The sequence below is a fragment of the Leuconostoc carnosum genome, assembly GCF_007954525.1.
GTDB lineage: Bacteria > Bacillota > Bacilli > Lactobacillales > Lactobacillaceae > Leuconostoc > Leuconostoc carnosum.
This window is the reverse complement of sequence record NZ_CP042374.1, coordinates 282,083-300,253: the sequence shown is the minus strand read 5'-3', so window position 1 is coordinate 300,253 and position 18,171 is coordinate 282,083. Positions and strand designations below refer to the sequence as shown.

At 37.5% G+C, this 18,171-nt stretch carries 20 protein-coding genes, 1 tRNA gene and 1 other annotated feature; of the genes, 18 read left to right on the top strand and 3 right to left on the bottom strand.

The window, feature by feature from the left end:
* Window positions 1-18: 18 nt before the first annotated feature.
* The 8 genes from FGL89_RS01415 to FGL89_RS01380 all read left to right on the top strand — a co-directional run bounded on the left by FGL89_RS01415 (window position 19) and on the right by FGL89_RS01380 (window position 5,691).
* Window positions 19-600, top strand: coding sequence for a TetR/AcrR family transcriptional regulator (locus tag FGL89_RS01415; RefSeq protein WP_014974190.1), 582 nt, complete (start codon window positions 19-21; stop codon window positions 598-600).
* A 53-nt stretch (window positions 601-653) separates the two neighbouring features.
* Window positions 654-737: a sequence feature (ribosomal protein L21 leader region), on the top strand.
* An 11-nt stretch (window positions 738-748) separates the two neighbouring features.
* Entirely contained in the window at window positions 749-1,048 is a 300-nt protein-coding gene (gene rplU, locus FGL89_RS01410; protein WP_014974191.1) for a 50S ribosomal protein L21, read from the top strand.
* 27 nt (window positions 1,049-1,075) lie between these two features.
* Entirely contained in the window at window positions 1,076-1,393 is a 318-nt protein-coding gene (gene rpmA / locus FGL89_RS01405) for a 50S ribosomal protein L27 (protein WP_014974192.1), read from the top strand.
* Between the two features lie 130 nt (window positions 1,394-1,523).
* On the top strand, window positions 1,524-2,618 hold the full coding sequence (locus tag FGL89_RS01400) for an aminopeptidase P family protein (protein WP_147000285.1): 1,095 nt from the start codon (window positions 1,524-1,526) through the stop codon (window positions 2,616-2,618).
* A gap of 1 nt (window position 2,619) precedes the next feature.
* On the top strand, window positions 2,620-3,066 hold the full coding sequence (locus FGL89_RS01395; RefSeq protein WP_014974194.1) for a hypothetical protein: 447 nt from the start codon (window positions 2,620-2,622) through the stop codon (window positions 3,064-3,066).
* 66 nt (window positions 3,067-3,132) lie between these two features.
* Complete coding sequence (locus tag FGL89_RS01390; protein ID WP_147000284.1) at window positions 3,133-3,750, top strand: metallophosphoesterase family protein; 618 nt, start codon at window positions 3,133-3,135, stop codon at window positions 3,748-3,750.
* A gap of 41 nt (window positions 3,751-3,791) precedes the next feature.
* Window positions 3,792-5,168, top strand: coding sequence for a bifunctional metallophosphatase/5'-nucleotidase (locus FGL89_RS01385; RefSeq protein ID WP_147000283.1), 1,377 nt, complete (start codon window positions 3,792-3,794; stop codon window positions 5,166-5,168).
* Window positions 5,169-5,172: 4 nt separating this feature from the next.
* On the top strand, window positions 5,173-5,691 hold the full coding sequence (locus tag FGL89_RS01380; protein WP_147000282.1) for a YutD family protein: 519 nt from the start codon (window positions 5,173-5,175) through the stop codon (window positions 5,689-5,691).
* A gap of 89 nt (window positions 5,692-5,780) precedes the next feature.
* Here FGL89_RS01380 and FGL89_RS01375 read toward each other — a convergent pair.
* From FGL89_RS01375 to FGL89_RS01365, 3 genes are all read right to left on the bottom strand, one after another.
* Window positions 5,781-5,852, bottom strand: a tRNA-Glu gene (locus FGL89_RS01375).
* Between the two features lie 122 nt (window positions 5,853-5,974).
* Window positions 5,975-7,015, bottom strand: coding sequence for a branched-chain amino acid aminotransferase (locus FGL89_RS01370; protein WP_014974198.1), 1,041 nt, complete (start codon window positions 7,013-7,015; stop codon window positions 5,975-5,977).
* Window positions 7,016-7,069: 54 nt separating this feature from the next.
* On the bottom strand, window positions 7,070-8,203 hold the full coding sequence (locus FGL89_RS01365; protein ID WP_135197352.1) for a PTS sugar transporter subunit IIC: 1,134 nt from the start codon (window positions 8,201-8,203) through the stop codon (window positions 7,070-7,072).
* A gap of 414 nt (window positions 8,204-8,617) precedes the next feature.
* Here FGL89_RS01365 and FGL89_RS01360 point away from each other — a divergent pair, with 414 nt between their 5' ends.
* The 10 genes from FGL89_RS01360 (at window position 8,618) to FGL89_RS01315 (ending at window position 17,968) form a co-directional block, all read left to right on the top strand.
* On the top strand, window positions 8,618-9,559 hold the full coding sequence (locus FGL89_RS01360) for an NAD(P)-dependent oxidoreductase (protein WP_135198106.1): 942 nt from the start codon (window positions 8,618-8,620) through the stop codon (window positions 9,557-9,559).
* 35 nt (window positions 9,560-9,594) lie between these two features.
* Window positions 9,595-10,302 (top strand): glycerophosphodiester phosphodiesterase family protein, encoded by a 708-nt coding sequence (locus tag FGL89_RS01355; protein ID WP_147000281.1) that lies wholly within the window; start codon window positions 9,595-9,597, stop codon window positions 10,300-10,302.
* Window positions 10,303-10,414: 112 nt separating this feature from the next.
* The gene (locus FGL89_RS01350; protein WP_147000485.1) at window positions 10,415-11,740 is read left to right on the top strand and encodes a bifunctional folylpolyglutamate synthase/dihydrofolate synthase; all 1,326 of its coding nucleotides are present in this window, start codon (window positions 10,415-10,417) and stop codon (window positions 11,738-11,740) included.
* Window positions 11,740-12,327: a non-canonical purine NTP pyrophosphatase gene (locus FGL89_RS01345; protein ID WP_147000280.1), complete on the top strand. Its 588-nt coding sequence runs from the start codon at window positions 11,740-11,742 to the stop codon at window positions 12,325-12,327. Before FGL89_RS01350 ends, FGL89_RS01345 begins: the two co-directional genes overlap by 1 nt.
* 44 nt (window positions 12,328-12,371) lie before the next feature.
* Window positions 12,372-13,490 carry a tRNA dihydrouridine synthase gene (locus tag FGL89_RS01340; RefSeq protein ID WP_147000484.1) on the top strand — a complete coding sequence of 373 codons (1,119 nt, stop codon included), beginning with the start codon at window positions 12,372-12,374 and terminating at the stop codon, window positions 13,488-13,490.
* Window positions 13,491-13,562: 72 nt separating this feature from the next.
* Window positions 13,563-15,038, top strand: a complete 1,476-nt coding sequence (murE, locus tag FGL89_RS01335; protein ID WP_147000279.1) for a UDP-N-acetylmuramyl-tripeptide synthetase — start codon at window positions 13,563-13,565, stop codon at window positions 15,036-15,038.
* Between the two features lie 99 nt (window positions 15,039-15,137).
* The gene (locus FGL89_RS01330) at window positions 15,138-15,482 is read left to right on the top strand and encodes a toxin-antitoxin system HicB family antitoxin (protein ID WP_014974206.1); all 345 of its coding nucleotides are present in this window, start codon (window positions 15,138-15,140) and stop codon (window positions 15,480-15,482) included.
* A 14-nt stretch (window positions 15,483-15,496) separates the two neighbouring features.
* Window positions 15,497-16,309 carry an SPFH domain-containing protein gene (locus tag FGL89_RS01325; RefSeq protein WP_014974207.1) on the top strand — a complete coding sequence of 271 codons (813 nt, stop codon included), beginning with the start codon at window positions 15,497-15,499 and terminating at the stop codon, window positions 16,307-16,309.
* A 71-nt stretch (window positions 16,310-16,380) separates the two neighbouring features.
* Window positions 16,381-17,574 carry a bifunctional phosphopantothenoylcysteine decarboxylase/phosphopantothenate--cysteine ligase CoaBC gene (coaBC, locus tag FGL89_RS01320; RefSeq protein WP_147000278.1) on the top strand — a complete coding sequence of 398 codons (1,194 nt, stop codon included), beginning with the start codon at window positions 16,381-16,383 and terminating at the stop codon, window positions 17,572-17,574.
* A gap of 124 nt (window positions 17,575-17,698) precedes the next feature.
* Window positions 17,699-17,968 carry a hypothetical protein gene (locus FGL89_RS01315; protein ID WP_041773198.1) on the top strand — a complete coding sequence of 90 codons (270 nt, stop codon included), beginning with the start codon at window positions 17,699-17,701 and terminating at the stop codon, window positions 17,966-17,968.
* The last annotated feature ends 203 nt before the right edge of the window (window positions 17,969-18,171 follow it).

The following is an 18,171-nucleotide window of genomic DNA, read 5'->3' as shown; positions in this document are numbered from 1 at the left end:
GTAAATCTTGAGGGAATTATGGCTGAAAAAGAAGATGCACGTGTTATTCGGACAAGGAAAATAATAGAAGAAACAACAATTATATTATTGACTACACAAACGGATTTTTCAATTACTGATTTGTTGAAACGTGCCAATGTAACGCGCGGTACATTTTATAAATATTATAGGAACAAAGATCACTTAATTTCTGAAGTTAATAACGTGTTATTGTTAGAGTTTACACAACATATTCATGGCAAATTTAATTTAGTCAAGATGATTCAAGCCGTTAGTGAAAGAGCAGCATTTTATAATGCTGTTTTGAACTTAAATAAGGATAAAGATTATTTTGCGGCCCTGATGTCACGTATGAGAACACAAATGCAAGCACAATTATCAACATTGGATGATGAAAAAGTACGACGTCGTCAGACATTTCAATGGGAAATTGTGACTGGTGGTTTTTGGGCGTTAATTGCTAAATGGTTGCTAGAAGACATGAACTTACCACAGCCTGACTTACTTTCTGATTTGATTGAGATTTTGCGTATCAATACGAGCGGATGGACACAAACAGGATTAAGTTTATTTGATTTTGAATTATCCGATAGTAAATGAAATTTGCTGTCTTGACGGGATAATAAAGTTTTGGTATAATTTAAAGGTTGTTAGCATAGCTACAACCACTCAGAACAGGTTGAAGCACGAGTCAGACTAGAGCTGGCCCGCCTGGGATGGTGAGTCTAAGTATAAGGAGAATTCAATAATGGCATATGCAGTTATTGTAACAGGCGGTAAGCAGTATAAAGTCGCTGAAGGTGATACAATTTTCGTTGAAAAGTTGGATGCAGCTGAAGGCGAAAAAGTAACTTTTGACCAAGTTGTTTTGATTGACGGTAAGGTGGGAACACCTTTCGTTGAAGGCGCTAAGGTTTCAGGTACTATTGAAAAGCAAGGTAAGCAAAAGAAGGTTATTACTTTTAAGTATAAAGCCAAGAAGAACATGCATACCAAGCAAGGACATCGCCAACCATATACACGCGTGAAGATTGATTCAATCGCGTAATCACTACTTGTAAAGGAGAATAGACTTATGTTGATGAATCAAGAAAACTTACAAATGTTCGCTCACCACAAAGGTGGCGGATCTTCAGCCAACGGTCGTGACTCAGCTGGTCGTCGTTTAGGAACTAAGGTTGCTGATGGACAAGATTTGACAGCGGGCTCAATCATTTATCGCCAACGTGGTACACATATTTATCCAGGTGTAAACGTGAAAAAGGGTGGAGATGACACTTTGTTTGCTTTAACAGACGGTGTTGTTAGATTTGAGCGTAAAGGTCGCGAAAAGCGTCAAGTATCTGTTTACACACGTGAACAGTATAACGAAATTTTGGCTGCTGCAAAGTAATCAAAATTACAAACCAGAACAATTGTTTCTGGTTTTTTTGTTGTATTTAAATTAATAGTAACGAGCTAATAGCTCATAAATAGGTGTGCTATAATGAAGATACTGATTTATTTAAAAGGACTAATGGTACATGACTAATTATTTTAAAATGCGAATAGTAAAATTACAAAAGTTGTTAAAAAAAATGGATCTGGAAGCTTTGATTGTTTATAATGGTATCAACATGAAATATCTGACCGGTTTTGACGGTGGGACTGGTGATGGACTAGTTGTAGTGACTTTAGATAATGCACGTTTAATCACTGATTCACGGTATGAAGAAGATTACAAAAATCGATTACCAGAAGGCGTTGATTTTAAAATAACACGTTCTTATTATGAAGAGGCCATCGCTACAGTAACAGAATTTCATATTAAAAAATTGGCTTTTGAAGCTGACTTGCCATACAATATTTATGATTATATTGACGACTTATTACCAGCTGATATTGAATTTGACGCATTACCTTCAGCTATTGAAGCTTTGCGAGAGGTGAAGGATGAGTCTGAATTAGTTGCATTACGTGAAGCGGCCGCAGTTTCTACTAAGGCTTTCAATGAATTAATACCTCTTATTCAACCAGGTATGACCGAACGACAAGTGGCCAATGAACTGGATCGTTTGCAAAAAAAATATGGTGCTGAAAAGGCATCGTTTGATACAATTGTTGCATCCGGATATCGTTCGGCTTTGCCTCATGGTGAAGCAACTGACAAAGTTATTGAGAATGGAGAATTAGTAACCATTGATTTTGGCTACTATGTTGATGGCTATACATCAGATGTTACACGTACCATTGCTGTCGGTCCAATTAGTGACGAACTCAAGGCCATATATCATGTTGTTTTGCAAGCAAATGAAAATGCTATTGAAACCGTGAAACCTGGTATTTCTGGCAGCGAAATTGATCGTGTTGCGCGAGATTATATTACAGAGCACGGTTATGGTGAGGCTTATAATCATTCGACAGGTCATGGTGTTGGACTTGATATACATGAAGGTCCAGCATTAAGTGCACATTCAAGCGACGAGTTGCAAGTGGGACATTTATTAACGATTGAACCAGGGATTTACTTAGCTGGTAAAGGTGGTGTCCGTATTGAAGATGATGTCATTGTAACAGATAGTGGTTATGAGAATTTAACCACAGGCATCAGTAAAGACTTGATAATAATTGAGGGCTAATATGGGGCAAGCACGACTAGATTTTTTAGTATTTTATCGCGGTAACTTAGCTAGCGGATTTAACTATGTGTATGTTAAGCGCCATGAAGGGCACGCTTTTTGGCAAAAGGATGATAAAAGTCAACAAGCTAAAGATATTTTAGATACTCATTTTGATTTTTATAACCCCCACTTCAATGAACAGGGTGAACCGTTTAATTGGCGATATCGTGACGAATGGGTTGATATGACAAAAGTGTGGGATCATTTTGCTGAGGAGTCATTGGCGTTTATTAATACATGGATGTCTGAATATCGTGGTCCATCTCATGATGATCCTAGCTTGAATGACGAATGGGGCGTTCGGTTTAAAATTCCAGGACAACCAGAAAAAATTATCTGGGGTCTAAATGCTTTTCCGGCAAATTTATCTGACTTTATTGACTTTTTGTATGGCTTTGGTAAATGAGACGCGGCATTTTGCAGCGTCTTTTGCTATTTTAGGTGTAGAATGGTATTAATAAAGAGGTGTTATATGAATTTTTATACGTCGGATACACATTTCTATCATGAATCATTATTAAATAGTCCAGTGTTTTCACCACGTTCTCAATTTATAACTTCCGAAGAGATGAATGAGAAAATTATTGAAAGTTGGAACAATAAGGTTAAACAAACCGATACAGTTTATCATTTGGGTGATATTAGCTTGGCATTTACTAAGCCATCTCACTTGATTATGACGAAGACGTTAGAAATATTAAATCGATTAAATGGTAATTTGGTTATCATTAAGGGTAATCATGATAATATGTCATTATTGAAATTTCTCATGGCTAATAATTATGTCACTGTTAATGGCAATCTTAAATTTACGATTCATGAAGTGGGAACACGTATTAAATTCAATCATTATGAAGTTTTTTTGACACACTATCCATTGATGTTTGGCATAACAAAGAACAAAATCAATTTACATGGGCATATACATAATTATAGTGTTCATCAAAAGGAAAATATTAATGTTGGTATTGATTCACCTGAAATTGATTATCTGCCATCTGGTAGTGTTAGTTTTGGTGCACCCTTGAGTGAGTCAGAAATCATTCATATTATTCAGGCTAAAAGAACTGATTATTTACAGCGAGTTTAGATATTAATTACAATTATGGTATGAACTAGGAGAGGTATTAAATGGTATCGGAGACAATACATTTATTACATACAAATGATATTCATTCACATTTGGGGAATTGGCCGCGACTCTTACGTTTTTTAAACACTAAGCAGGCAAAATATTCAGAGAGTTATACTTTTGATATTGGCGATGCGATTGATCGCTTACACCCGTTAACTGACGCCACAATGGGCCGAGGTAATGTTGAGCTCATGAATGCAGCTCACTATACGGCCGTTACTATCGGCAATAACGAAGGTTTGGTATTGTCTCATGAAGCCATGAATCATTTATATGATCAAGCTAACTTCGATGTACTATTAGCTAATTTAAAAGAATTACCTAATAAAAATCAACCAAAATGGGCGAATGAATATAAAATATTAACAACAAAACAGGGAACCAAAATAGGTGTTTTTGCATTAACTGCGCCTTATCAACTGACTTATCCGTCGCTTGGTTGGCAGCCTTATTCAGTTGATAATACGATTGATCGATTGCTACCAAAATTACGGGCAGAATCAGATATTGTGGTATTGCTTTCCCATTTAGGATTGCCAACGGACCAACATATTGGTGAGAAATATGATATTGATGTCGTTATTGGTGCGCACACGCATCATTTACTGGATCATGGTAAAATGGTTAATGGGACATTACTTGCAGCCGCTGGTCGATATGGTGAGCATGCCGGGGATATTACACTGACAGTATCTAATAATCATCAGATTATAAAAAAATCGGCCGTGACCACACCAACCTATGAAATGGCTGAAGAGGATGAGGATTATCACCTCATTCGTGGTTGGTTACAAACTGGGAAGAAATTATTAGAATCTCATAAAGTTGCCAAAATTCCGCGTGATATTACATCTGATGAGCAGACCTATGATGCATTACGTGCTTTAAAAAAATACTTTGATGTGCCAGCTGCAATGGTATCCACAGGTATGTTTGTAGATAATTTACCATATGGGGAACTGACGCAGTATGAATTACTTGAAAGCATGCCGCATGCTATTAATCCTATGCTAATGACACTAACTGGGGCTGAGATAGTTGAATTATTAAATGAAATAACATCTCAGCAACAATGGTTGTCAACTCTGGACATGAAAGGGAGTGGCTTCCGAGGGAAGACATTTGGTTATCTGAGATTCGATGGGGTTGATCGTCAACGTAATGGTGAAATATTATATCAAGGGCATCAGATAGAATTGACCGGTAGATATCAGATTGCAACATTGGACCATTATAAATGGGTACCTTTTTTTCCAGTTATTCAGTCCGCACCAATCCAAATTAAATTAAATATTTTGCTACGTGAACTCATGGCAAAGTATTATCAAGACAAATACAGTCGCCGACCGGGCGATTTTTACGAGAAGAGGTGAACATATGGATCATGAAACATTGAAAGAACGGACAATATTACAACAAGAAGAGCGAAAAAAAGCCTATCAAGTCATTGTGCAAGATAATGAGGTGGAAATTGATAAACTAATATTAATATTAGTTGAAAATTTCAAATCAGCTTTTGATGCGGATAAGTTAGCTATTCGTTATACGCCATTGTTAGCACAATATGATTTTCTTGTCGGTGATATTTCAGCAGGTCAGCTACGATTAAAGGGTTTTTATAATAATAGCAAAACAAATGTCAAACAAGATCAGATTGATGCATTGCAAGATTATTTATATGAATATGTTAACTTTGGTGCACCATACTTTGTTTTAGAAAATATAAATCCGCGTAAAGTTGAAAAAGAAAAGCCATCAAGAAATAAACGTCGGTCTCGTGATAAAAATAGACGTGACACAGCTAATCATCATACTAAACCAAAAGTAACACACAAAACAGTTGTGTCTAATAAAAAACAACCAGCTAAAAGAGTATTTACAATTAAACAAAAATAGAAGCAATAAGCGACTTATACGCCTTGCTTCTATTTTTGTTTGGATTTAAGAACAACATAAAAAGCCGCAACCGAAGTTGCGACTTGATATAGCTCGTGAGAGAATCGAACTCTCGATTCCGCCGTGAAAGGGCAGCGTCTTAGCCACTTGACCAACGAGCCATGGTCAGTGATGTCCGATATCTCTATCAGACAACTATATAAGTATAGCAAAAAAAATTAAATGCGTCAATAAGCAAAATAAAAAAGCTACTTTAATGCAAGTAACTTTTTTATTTTGCTTATTAGTTAAGTGGAACGTCTACAGCCCAGCCTTCAGGACCTTTTTCATCACCATATTGGATAGCTGTCAAACGATCATATAGCTTTTGAGTCCATGGACCAACTTCTGTTTCTGAATAGAAAACATGCTTATTGCCATTGTGTGTGATAGAACCAACAGGAGAAATCACAGCTGCGGTACCCATTGCACCAGCTTCAGCAAATTGATCCAAGTCATTGATTGAAATCGTTGTTTCTTCAGCTTGTAGTCCTAGTTCCTTAGCAACCTCAAGCAATGAATATTTTGTTACTGATGGCAAAATTGAAGGTGACTTTGGTGTTAGGAAGCGGCCATCTTTTGTGATACCAAAGAAATTAGCTGAACCCAATTCTTCAATATTTTCATGTAAACGTGGATCAAGGTAAACAACATCTGAGTAACCAGCTGCATGTGCTTGATTACCAGCCATCATTGAAGCGCCATAGTTTCCGCCAGCCTTAGCAGCACCGGTACCACCATGAGCGGCACGATCAAAGTGATTTGTTACATAAGCTGTTGGTGTTAAGCCACCTTTGTAGTAGGCACCAACTGGTGTTGCGTAAACCTCAAAGACATATTCATCAGCTGGGTGAACACCAACCACGGGACCATCTCCAAATTCAAATGGGCGAAGATATAAAGTTGCGCCTGTGCCATATGGTGGGACAAAGTCTTTGTTGGCCTTTGTAACTTCTTTCAAAGCACGTAGGAATAATTCTTCAGGAACTGGTGCCATCATTAGACGGTCAGCTGAGTTTTGGAAACGTTGTGCATTACGATCTGGGCGGAAAATATTAGCGCCACCATCTTTACGACGATAAACTTTCAAACCTTCAAAAATGTTTTGACCGTAATGAAGACCTGTTGCGGCTTCGTTAACTGGCAGATTTGAGTCAGTTTCAAGACCACCTTCACTCCACTTACCATCTTTGTAGTAAGCACGGAAGCGATAAGGCAAGTCGTGATACTCAAAACCAAGTTCTGACCAATTAAAATCTGAGGGTTCTGCTTTTTTCTGTGACATAGTCAATCTTCTTTCTTATAAAAATATAATAATACTATAACGCTTAATTTGAATTTAAACAACATCTAAATGCAAATCGTTTGTCTTTGTCTTACCAGACTTTTTAAGTAGGTAATAAAAAACCAAACTGCTGATAGTAGGAACAACAATACCAAAGATAGCAACCAGTAATAAACCACGAGGGTTAGTGGCAGCCAATGCTAAGGGGGCAATGAAGCCATTTAATCCAAGGCCGGCAATAGCAAAAGGTACTTTTAAATTAAAGACACCAACTGCAAACATAGCTGAAACGCCTGCAATCATTGCAGGACCAAGGAACAATAAGGGACTTTTTAATAGGTTTGTGAATTGAACTTTTGGTGTGACAATTGTTTGAGCAAAATTAGCACCCAAATTATTTTGCGTCCAGCCCATCGCAGTATAAACGACAAATCCAGCAGTTGTACCGATTAACGCAGCACCACCAGACAAAGGATCAAGCATAACGGCAATCGCAAGAGCTGCTGACGAAGCGGGTGTCATCAGGAACATAAACCAAACAGTAGAAACAACGAATGCACCAAGCAATGGGTTAACCTGCATTGTTGAAGCCAAATTTTCAGATACCCAATTTAGAAATGGTGTTGTCACTGCGGCAGCACCGAGTCCAAAAAATGTACCAGCAAGCACAGCACCAAGCGGCACAAGCATCATGTCCAACGGTGTTTTTCCGGTTAGCCAATTACCGACTAAAACTGCCATTAGCGCAGCCAGAACAGCGGAAATAGGTTGACCAGAGGTCATAACTAGTGACCCGGCAGCTTGATCAGCCACCCAACCAGTAGCAGTGTGGGCTGCTGGGGAGGCAGTTGTTGTAAAATACACTGCGTTTGATCCAACTGTTGCAGAGATTAATGCAGCTCCAGTCGTTAAGATATTGGCACGCATCATAATGGCAATTCCAACGCCAAGTCCTGGAGCTAACATTTTTTGACCCATGAGGCCCGCCTGAACAAGTGGCGTGAAATTAAATAAATTACCAATTGATGACATTAGGAGTCCCATGCCAAGAACCGCGAGAATGATATTAGAAATACCGGTCGAAACATCAAACACGACGTCACGTGTAGAACGTGGTGGATTTTTTTGGTCGATCAAGGTTTTTTCGTTTTCGGCCTTTTTTGGCGCATTTGTTGCAGCTGCATTCATAATTGAATCCTCCGTTTTTTGGTGTATGTGAGTGATGAGATATCAGTCGCATACGTGCTTGTATTTTAAAGAAAAAAGAAAAAAGGCGCTAGATACTACTAGCGCCTTTTAAGATATTGAGAAGTTCAACATCTTCACGCCAGTTGAGAGTACTTCTCAACTGGCAACCAAAAGTAGACCAGCGAGAAGTCAGATAATAATGACGACGCTGATCGTAATGAGGTTTGTGAAGTTGTATGAACTTGACATATGCATTAGTTTCTTTTTCCTTTGAGTTGATGTTTAAATTATGGCATAACTATAATTAAATGTCAACATTTTAATTATAAACTCATTTATTAATTTTTTTTACATTAATAGTGCTATTAATCCAAAAGTTTAATATAATTAAAGAAAATAGATTGGAGATTAGTGATGTTACTTCTAGCAGTCAAAGTTTTAAATACTGAAAATCGCAATTTTTTAGCAAAATATGGCATTGAAGTGGTGACGCCTGATACGATTAAGGCAAGTCAAATTTCAGAAATTGTAATTAGTTATGGTTGGGACAATGCTATTGGTGAAGAGATATTAACGAATCCATCATCTAAACTCAAGTGGATTCAAGCACAGTCTGCTGGTGTAGATTACTTACCATTAGCGCAACTCAAAGCACGGGATATCACTGTTACAAATGCTAGTGGTTTGAAGGCGCTGCCTATTGCGCAGACAGTTTTGAGTTATATTTTATACTTTGCTCGTGGGTTGCACATGTATGCAACGCGAACACATTGGGAGCCATTCACTGATCAATATCTTGTCAGTGAATTACCAGTATTAGTTTTTGGCACTGGTAGAATTGGACAACAAATTGCTAAATTAATTAAAAGTTTTGGTGGTACTGTTTATGGTGTGAACCGAACGGGTCACCAAGTGCCAAATTTTGATCGAGTTTATGCTATGACAGATTACCAAGAAGGCTTAGCTAAGGCAGATATCGTGGTAGATGGTTTACCAGGTACGACAGAAACTGACAATTTCTTTGATGAACGTTTTTTTGAACAAATGAACCAACTTTTTTTGTTTATTAATATTGGCCGTGGAACAACATTGAATCAGTCAGCATTGCTATCGGCAATTGATGACTCGCGCGTTAAGTACGCTGCACTAGACGTGACGACACCAGAACCATTGCCAAAAAATCATCCATTATTTGAACGATCACAAATCTTATTAACACAGCATACAAGTTGGGGTGAGAATGCGCAAACTGGACGTGCAGGTGGACTATTTACATTTCTCGAAAAGAATGTGCCTTCATTTGTAACCGAGGGTACATTTGTACAAAATGTTGTTGATCTCGATAGAGGTTATTAGTTCATAAATTTAAAAAATAGAAACGGGATAGAATTATGATAAAAATTGCACATCGTGGTATTTCAGCACAAGCACCAGAAAATACACGTGCAGCTTTTAATAAAATGTTACCTTTAGGTGTTTCATGGCTTGAAACAGATATTGATATATCTTCAGATAATCAGTTGATTTTAATTCATGATAATCAAGTTGATCGGACATCGGATAGTGAGGGTGAGGTTAATCATAAATCATTCTCAGAATTACAAAAAATAGATTTTGGTGGCTGGTTTGGGACTGATTTTGTCGGAGAACACATTGTTACACTGGACTGGTTAATTGATTTTATTAATGCTAATCAGCTAAATGTTAATTTCGAATTAAAAACAGCAGTGACTGAAGACAATCAACAATACTATTTAAAACGTGTGGTATCAGCTTTAAATCGAGTGAATTCTGGTAGTGACATGATTGTATCAAGTTTCAACCTTGAATTACTGGAAAAATATCATCAATTAATGCCGCAAGTAGCAATTGGTGTTTTAATTGAGGGACCATTGCCTGATAATATTTTAGCATTAGCTCAAAAAATTGATGCTAAATACATTCATCCAGATGTGACATATTTAACACAAAATCAAGTTAGTTATTTAGTGGCGAATCAATTAGCAGTTAATGTCTGGACTGTTGATGATGATTTGATGGCAATAGAATTAGAAAAATGGGGTGTTAATGCGATATTTACTGATTTTCCTGAAACATGATAATCTGTGCTTACAAAAGAAAATTATCAGTAGGGTCTATTGATAGTTGATTTTTTGTTTAGTAATAAACTTATGATAAAATAAATGGCAGAAAACTTTTCGGAGAATGACAGTGGATAAACAACTAGATAAACATGAAGCTAAGATTCAGGCACGTTATAAAAAAGTGATTAAAAATTTAGACAATACATGGCGTTTACTAGATGATACACGTGTACCTAAGTTGCAGCAGATTTTGAGTTGGTTAGGTCATCCTGATCAAAAATTAAAGATTATTCACATTAGTGGTACGAATGGGAAAAGTTCTACTGGTACTATGACAGGGGCTGTTTTAAAAGCAAATAATTATTCATATGGTCATTTCTCAAGCCCTTTTATTTTGACAGATCGTGAACAGATTTGCATTAATGGTGTCATGATAACACGGGCTGATTTTTTAAATTATTATGACAAAGTAACTGCTTGTCTTGCTAAATATGATAAAAAAACTAATTATTTATCTTATTTTGAGTACTTTACAATTATTTCTCTTTTATATTTTGTTGATCAACAAGTTGACTTTGTCATATTTGAAGCAGGTTTGGGTGGTTTGCGCGATGCAACCAATACCATTGAGTCACCGATGTTGACTGTATTTACTAAAATCAGTATGGATCACCAAAATATACTCGGGCGTAATGTTACTGAAATAGCAGAAAATAAGTCAGCTCTCATTAAACCAGGCACTTGGGTCATTGATTATGCTGGACAAAATTTAACAGCAAGCAAAGTTTTGAAGGCACGTACTTCGGCAGTAGGGGCACGTTGGTTTGAACATGAAAAAGATAGTATTATTATCGTCAGTACGACACCTAAAGGGTTAGATTTGATCATAAATGGGACACCAGGATATTTTTTGAGTATGCCGGGTGCTTTTCAAGTTCATAATTTTAGTATTGTTTTGCAAATTATGGATGCACTGACTGAAAAGGGCTATATGTTTGATCAGGACAAAACACGTGAAGGTCTCGCAAAAGTTAAAATGTTAGGTCGTATGAATTATCATGAGGACACAAATATTTTATTTGATGCGGCGCATAATGTTGATGGCATTGAAGGATTAGTTGCGGCGTTAAATGCTTGGCATTTGAAAATCAAGCCGACTTTGGTTTTAGGTGTTTTAAAAGATAAAGATTACCACGGTATGCTAGATGCTATCATACCCGTTGTCCAACGCGTGATTACCGTTACGCCAAGTAATAAGACACGGGCGCTATCTGCTGATGAACTGGCAGCAGAGATTATTACACTTTATCCATCTGTTGATGTTGAAATAGCCAATGATGCCTCTGCGGCCATTTCTTTGGCGATGCGTGTTCGTGAATCGTCGCAGGCGTTAATTGTTGTCACAGGCTCATTTTACACATTGAGTGCGATACAAAAGGAAGGACGGATTTGATGCGCTTCATATTAGCTTCAAACAATTCTGCTAAAACTAAAGAGATTCAAATTTTAGCGACACAGATGGGTCATGAAATCATCAATTATCGTGAGTTATTGGGTGAAAAGCTGTCTTTTCCTCAAGAAACAACGACGTCACAAACGCAAAATGCAACAACAAAAGCAGCATTTATCCATGAATTTTTGCCTAATGAGCTGATTTTGGCTGATGATACAGCGCTCTATTTAAAAGCTTTTCCGCAAAGATTTGGTGTAGTAACCGCACGTGAATTTGTAGAGAAAGGTATTATTGGTACTGAAGCAGAGCAACAATATATTCTGAATCTTTATCAAAATAATGTGGATCGTGCAGGATATTTATTGGCAGTTATGGCACTTGTCACACCAGATGGGCAAACATTTTTAGCTAAAGGTCAAGGCGGCATACGTGTTGCTGATAATATTCGCCGTGGACAATGGTTAGATGGGTTAGATAATATTATGGAAGCTGAAAATGGTAAAACACTATCAGAAATGACTTTGGCTGAAGTCATCCAATATCATGACCGTTCACGTGCGCTACAAACATTAATTAACAAAATATGATATGATATACATTATTCACTTACATTAAATAAGGAGAAAATATGATGACTTTACAGTCTCCTCAACACAATTTTTGGTCTAAAGTAGTGGAAAAGGCACAACTCGGCAGTGACAGTGCTGAGAAAGTACCTTTTTTTAGTCTAGCACCAATGGAAGCAGTAACAGATACTATTTTTAGACGAGTAGTTGCTCAGGCTGGCGCACCCGATGTTTATTTTACCGAGTTCACTAATGCTAGTTCAATGGTTCATCCAAAAGCAAAGTTCTCTGTTCAAGGGCGTTTAGCTGTAGCTGAAGGTGAACAACAGCCAGTTGCTCAAATATGGGGATCGCGTCCTGAAACTATTGCTGGTGCAGCAAAGATTTTACCAACGATGGGATTTCAAGCAGTAGATATTAACATGGGATGTCCAGATAATACCGTGATAAAAAATAGTGCCGGGTCAGATTTAATTAGGCATCCAGAACTTGCAGTATCAGTCATAGCTGCTGCTAAGCAATCTGGCCTAGCTGTTTCCGTTAAAACCCGTTTGGGATTTTCACAGGCTGAGGAATTTCGTGAATGGTTACCTATTATTTTTAAACAAGATGTCGCTCTCCTGACAATTCATTTGCGCTCACGAAAAGAAATGTCAAAAGTACCTGCCCATCTGGAGTATATTGATGAAATTTTAGCAATGAGAGATAGTATTGCGCCAAAGACACTTATTCAGCTTAACGGTGATATTAAAACGCGTGCCGAAGGGTTAGCATTGGCACAGGCACATCCTGGAGTTGATGGTATTATGATTGGACGTGGCATTTTTGAAAATCCTTACGCTTTTGAAAAGACACCAACGCCACATACTTTAGAAGAATCGATTGCACTATTAAATTTACAACTTGATTTATTTGATGATGTCAACGAAAATGTCACGTCTAAGCATTTTGAAGCACTGAAACGTTATTTCAAAATTTATTTGCGTGGCTTTGCACATGCATCAGCTTTACGTCAAATGTTAATGGAGACACATGCAACAAATGAAGTTCGTGATATTTTAAAACGTGAACTAGATCGCGTCTATGCTGCAGTGGCTTCTGATCAACATATTTATCGTGATAATGCTGCAGCTAGTGCCGATATGACTGCCACCACATTAGAAAAAAATAGCCAATCGGTCTAGTTTTATAGTTTTTAATTGATTGATTCAAAGTTGTGTCTATATTTGACACAACTTTTTTTGTATAATAAGAATATGCAAATTACAAGTGAAACAATTGAGCAACTTTTAAACGAACATGATCTTTTAGTGTCAAAACCAAACAGTAGGATGACTTTTGATTTTTTACACTATGATACACGGCAGGTTAAAGACAATACACTTTTTGTCGTCAAAGGTGCATTTAAAATTGAGTATTTAAATGACGTCAACGGTGTCACAGGTCTGATTACAGAAAAAATCTTGAATTTACCACAACCACAATGGTTAGTGACAAATGTTCAAAAAGCGCTATCAATTTTATCCATGGCATTCTTTGATTATCCACAAAACCAGTTATGGATTGGTGCGTTTACTGGAACAAAAGGTAAGACAACGGCAGCCTATATGGCATATAACATCTTAAAGCATGCCACAAATAATCATACTGCGCTTTTTTCAACTGTTGATCGCATTACTGGGGTGACCAATGCCGATAAGAAAAAATCAGATTTGACGACCCCTGAATCATATGAGTTATTTAAAGATATGCGGCAAGCGGTAGATAATGGCATGACGCATTTAATTATGGAAGTCAGTTCACAGGCTTATCTAAAGCAACGGGTTTATGGCTTGCGATATCAGGTTGGTGCATTTTTAAATATATCTCCCGACCATATCGGTCCAAATGAGCATCCAACATTTGAAGATTATTTAGCGCACAAAATGATGTTATTTGATCATTCAGATGAGGTCATAATTAACGCGGAAAGTGATCATCTAAATGACATCTTAAAGCATGCCAAAAAAACACATGACAAAATATATACGTACAGTTTGTTTGAAAACGGTGGTGACTACACCTATACATCTCAAGAAAGTGCTATCCACGAAAGCCGTTTTACGGTTCAAGAAAGTGATATTATTGAGATTTCAGGTCGCTATCGATTAAATTTACCTGGAGATTTTAATGAATCAAATGCTATGGCGGCATTAATTATGACGTCACTAGCTGGGGTGAATCATCAAGATATGCTTTACGGCCTGGATGAAGTCTTTATTCCTGGGCGTATGCTGAGTCTTCCTATTGCAGGTCATGGTGTGGCTTTCGTAGATTATGCGCATAATTATGCGTCGATGCGTGCCTTGCTTAGTTTTGCACAAAACCAATATCCTGAAGGACAGGTTTTGGTGGTTGTTGGTTCACCTGGCAATAAAGGCGTATCTCGTCGAGCAGATTTTGGCCGTGTTGTTTCAGAGCTCGCTGATGTGGTTTATTTGACAGCTGATGACCCACAGTATGAAAATCCACTAGATATTGCGCATCAAATAGCCAATTATATTGAAAATGACAGTCTTGAAGTTCATTTTGAAATGGATCGCATTCAAGCTATTCATGACGCAATAGCACAAGCAGGTGATAAAGATATTGTTATTGTTGCTGGTAAAGGGGAAGACCCTTACCAAAAGATTAACGGCGTGGACGAACCATATATTGGTGATTATGCAGTAGTGCGCCAATATCACGATTAATAAAGTAAATAAAAAAGATTTGGGGTTTCCTAAGTCTTTTTTTGTGAAAAAAATAACGCAAAAGATGTTAATCTAGTCTGAATATGATATCATATAGATATGGTTGACAAAAACAATTCACAAAAATCAGGGAAAATTCCACTGCGAATTGATCCAAAATTGCATGAGGCTTTAGCTAAAAGAGCTAATCAAGAAGGGCGTTCGTTAAACAACTTTTTAACGAAACTATTAGAGGAGGGGTTACACCCAGAAACATTTGAAGATCGCCAATTTGTTGGGCAGGTAATTTCAGGTGAAAATTTTGATTTAGCAAGTCAATTAGTAAATGTTTCAGGTATTTATTATCGTTATTTGATTGATAATTCATCGCGTGTGCATCAAGATGCTGATTACGCTATTATTGAAGCTAATGGTAATATTTTGACGTTGAGAGAATTGAAGTAAAAAGAGGGAGAAATATGTTATTTTTTAAAATTGTGCCACAGAATAATGCTGGTTTAGTTGAAACATTAGGCAAATATAGTCGTCGTAAGGAAGCGGGGTTGCATTTTTATATCCCATTTCTTCAAGCAATACGTAAAGTAAGCTTGGCAATGCGCCCCTTACGTCTGCCTGACTATTCGGTGATTACGGCTGATAACGCTGATATAAAAGCAAGTGTTACCTTAAATTATCATGTGACTGATGCTGTTAAGTATCGCTATGAAAATACTGACTCAGTAGAATCGATGGCACAATTAGTTCGTGGTCATCTTCGTGATATCATCGGGCGTATGGAATTAAATGAAGCATTAGGGTCAACTACCAAGATTAATGTGCAATTAGCAACGGCAATTGGTGACTTGACAAATACATACGGGATTAATGTTGACCGGATTAATATTGATGAATTACGTCCTTCAGCTTCTATTCAAGAAGCCATGGACAAACAACTAACAGCCGATCGTGAACGTGTGGCTACAATCGCTAAAGCTGAAGGTGAAGCACGTTCAATTGAATTAACTACTAAAGCAAAAAATGATGCATTAATGGCGACAGCTATTGCTGAAGCTGACGCAACAAAGACACGAGCTAATGCTGAACGCTATCGTATTGATACAGTGCAAGCTGGTTTAGCTGGTGCTGATGATAAATATTTCCAGAATCAATCAATCAATGCTTTCACATCATTAGCCCAATCACCTGCTAATTTGGTAGTCGTCGATGGTCAAAAGGTAGATCAATTAGGCCAATTGCCAGTTGCTGGGAAACTGCTTGAAAAAGGTTTTTAAATGAAAGTGATATTTGACAAGAAAATGTCATGAAAAGCGATCTCTAACATGTATTAGTAGTTGAGGAAAGTATGTTCACTAATAAAAATGTATTAGTAATTGTAACAGGTAGCATTGCAGCCTATAAGGCAACAACTCTTGTACGTTTACTCGTTAAAAATGATGCTCAAGTACGCGTGGGAATGACAAAATCGGCACAAGAATTTATTACAAGCCGTACTTTAGCGATTTTATCAGGGCACGAAGTATTAACTGATTTATTTAATGCTCCAGAGTCAGCTGTTGTACACATTGATTGGGCAAAATGGGCAGATATTATTTTGGTGGTACCAGCTACTGCTAATATTATTGGTAAAATAGCAAATGGCATTGCTGATGATGCGGTAACTGCAACGATAATGGCATCGGCTGCAGATAAAGTTATCGCACCAGCTATGAATGATCACATGCTTAATAATTTAGCTGTTTCCCGCAATATTAAGCAATTACAGACAGATGGCTGGCTTGTGATTGAACCCGAAACTGGTTTTTTGGCAGAAGGTTATGATGCTAAAGGTAGACTACCTGAACCCGAAACTATTTTGAGTCAAATTGATGTTCGATTACGCAGCCGGTCTGGTAAGTTACAAGGCAAAAAAGTTGTGATTACAGCAGGCGGTACACGTGAAGCGATTGATCCAGTGCGATATTTAACTAACCGATCAAGCGGTAAAATGGGATATGCTTTGGCGCGTGCAGCAGCAGAACATGGCGCTCATGTGACCTTGATTACGACGATCAATCGCGAAACAATTTTCGGTGTCCGTCAAATTATGGTGAAATCTGCACAAGAAATGTACGATATGTCGATGAGCGAATTCGAAGATGCTGACTACTTTATTGCTGCTGCTGCGGTAGCTGATTTCAAACCAACGGCAGAATTAGTGCATAAAATTAAAAAGCAAGCCGATAGTACGTTGACATTGAATTTAGTACAAAATCCTGATATTTTAAAAGCGATTGGGCAAAGTAAAAAAGCGGGGCAACGTGTTGTCGGTTTTGCTGCTGAAACACAGCATATTATCCAGTCCGGACAAGAAAAGTTAGTATCCAAAAATGCTGATATGTTAGTTGCAAATGACGTTAGCCGGCAAGACGCAGGTTTTTCATCAGATAATAACGCAGTAACAATTTTGACTCGTGATGAGCGTGCGCAAACATTGGCAAAAGCGTCTAAAATTGCTATTGCACGTGAAATTATAGAACGAATGATTACGTTGAATTAATGCGGATTTTATGATAGAATATGGTGTTACACATCGATTATAGGAGGAATTGTGTACAAGGTAGCGGACAAAAATTGATATGAATCATGATTTTTTGTTACGCGATTGTGCACTAACAAATAATATGGTAGACGAAGAAGAAACTAAAGCCTCAAAATATAATGTTGGCGATGTTTTACTTGCACCAGCATACGGTAATTTAGAAAAGCCATTCACGGGCCAAGTTGAAAAAATATATGAAAATGCATTATTAGTCGAAATTACAGAAAATGATCCTTCAGACCAGCCAGCAGTGAATGAAATGAATCATCGTGCTGTGGTTCGTATGGATGAAATAGAAGTGATTAAACACGCGCCAGCACCTCAGCAAGCTGATGCAGACGAAGAAGAGTAAATATGTTTCAAATATTCGAGTTTAGCGAACCTGTGGCGATGAAAGTCAGGTCTTGAATAGAAACGGTCGCATACTCAGAGTCTTTAATAGAATAATGAGTGGTGAATATTGAAGCTATTAGAGTGGTACCGCGGGTTAAAACTCGTCTCTTGTTAATGTTAAACAGGGGATGAGTTTTTTTATATCGTAATTAAAAAATACGG

Coding starts and splice junctions, on each gene's coding strand:
- FGL89_RS01330 (WP_014974206.1), top strand. CDS start 15,138: ATGGTTGACAAAAACAATTCACAAAAATCAGGGAAAATTCCACTGCGA.
- rplU (WP_014974191.1), top strand. CDS start 749: ATGGCATATGCAGTTATTGTAACAGGCGGTAAGCAGTATAAAGTCGCT.
- rpmA (WP_014974192.1), top strand. CDS start 1,076: ATGTTGATGAATCAAGAAAACTTACAAATGTTCGCTCACCACAAAGGT.
- FGL89_RS01395 (WP_014974194.1), top strand. CDS start 2,620: ATGGGGCAAGCACGACTAGATTTTTTAGTATTTTATCGCGGTAACTTA.
- FGL89_RS01340 (WP_147000484.1), top strand. CDS start 12,372: ATGACTTTACAGTCTCCTCAACACAATTTTTGGTCTAAAGTAGTGGAA.
- murE (WP_147000279.1), top strand. CDS start 13,563: ATGCAAATTACAAGTGAAACAATTGAGCAACTTTTAAACGAACATGAT.
- FGL89_RS01370 (WP_014974198.1), bottom strand. CDS start 7,015: ATGTCACAGAAAAAAGCAGAACCCTCAGATTTTAATTGGTCAGAACTT.
- FGL89_RS01390 (WP_147000284.1), top strand. CDS start 3,133: ATGAATTTTTATACGTCGGATACACATTTCTATCATGAATCATTATTA.
- FGL89_RS01365 (WP_135197352.1), bottom strand. CDS start 8,203: ATGAATGCAGCTGCAACAAATGCGCCAAAAAAGGCCGAAAACGAAAAA.
- FGL89_RS01360 (WP_135198106.1), top strand. CDS start 8,618: ATGTTACTTCTAGCAGTCAAAGTTTTAAATACTGAAAATCGCAATTTT.
- FGL89_RS01400 (WP_147000285.1), top strand. CDS start 1,524: ATGACTAATTATTTTAAAATGCGAATAGTAAAATTACAAAAGTTGTTA.
- coaBC (WP_147000278.1), top strand. CDS start 16,381: ATGTTCACTAATAAAAATGTATTAGTAATTGTAACAGGTAGCATTGCA.
- FGL89_RS01315 (WP_041773198.1), top strand. CDS start 17,699: ATGGTAGACGAAGAAGAAACTAAAGCCTCAAAATATAATGTTGGCGAT.
- FGL89_RS01415 (WP_014974190.1), top strand. CDS start 19: ATGGCTGAAAAAGAAGATGCACGTGTTATTCGGACAAGGAAAATAATA.
- FGL89_RS01325 (WP_014974207.1), top strand. CDS start 15,497: ATGTTATTTTTTAAAATTGTGCCACAGAATAATGCTGGTTTAGTTGAA.
- FGL89_RS01385 (WP_147000283.1), top strand. CDS start 3,792: ATGGTATCGGAGACAATACATTTATTACATACAAATGATATTCATTCA.
- FGL89_RS01345 (WP_147000280.1), top strand. CDS start 11,740: ATGCGCTTCATATTAGCTTCAAACAATTCTGCTAAAACTAAAGAGATT.
- FGL89_RS01355 (WP_147000281.1), top strand. CDS start 9,595: ATGATAAAAATTGCACATCGTGGTATTTCAGCACAAGCACCAGAAAAT.
- FGL89_RS01380 (WP_147000282.1), top strand. CDS start 5,173: ATGGATCATGAAACATTGAAAGAACGGACAATATTACAACAAGAAGAG.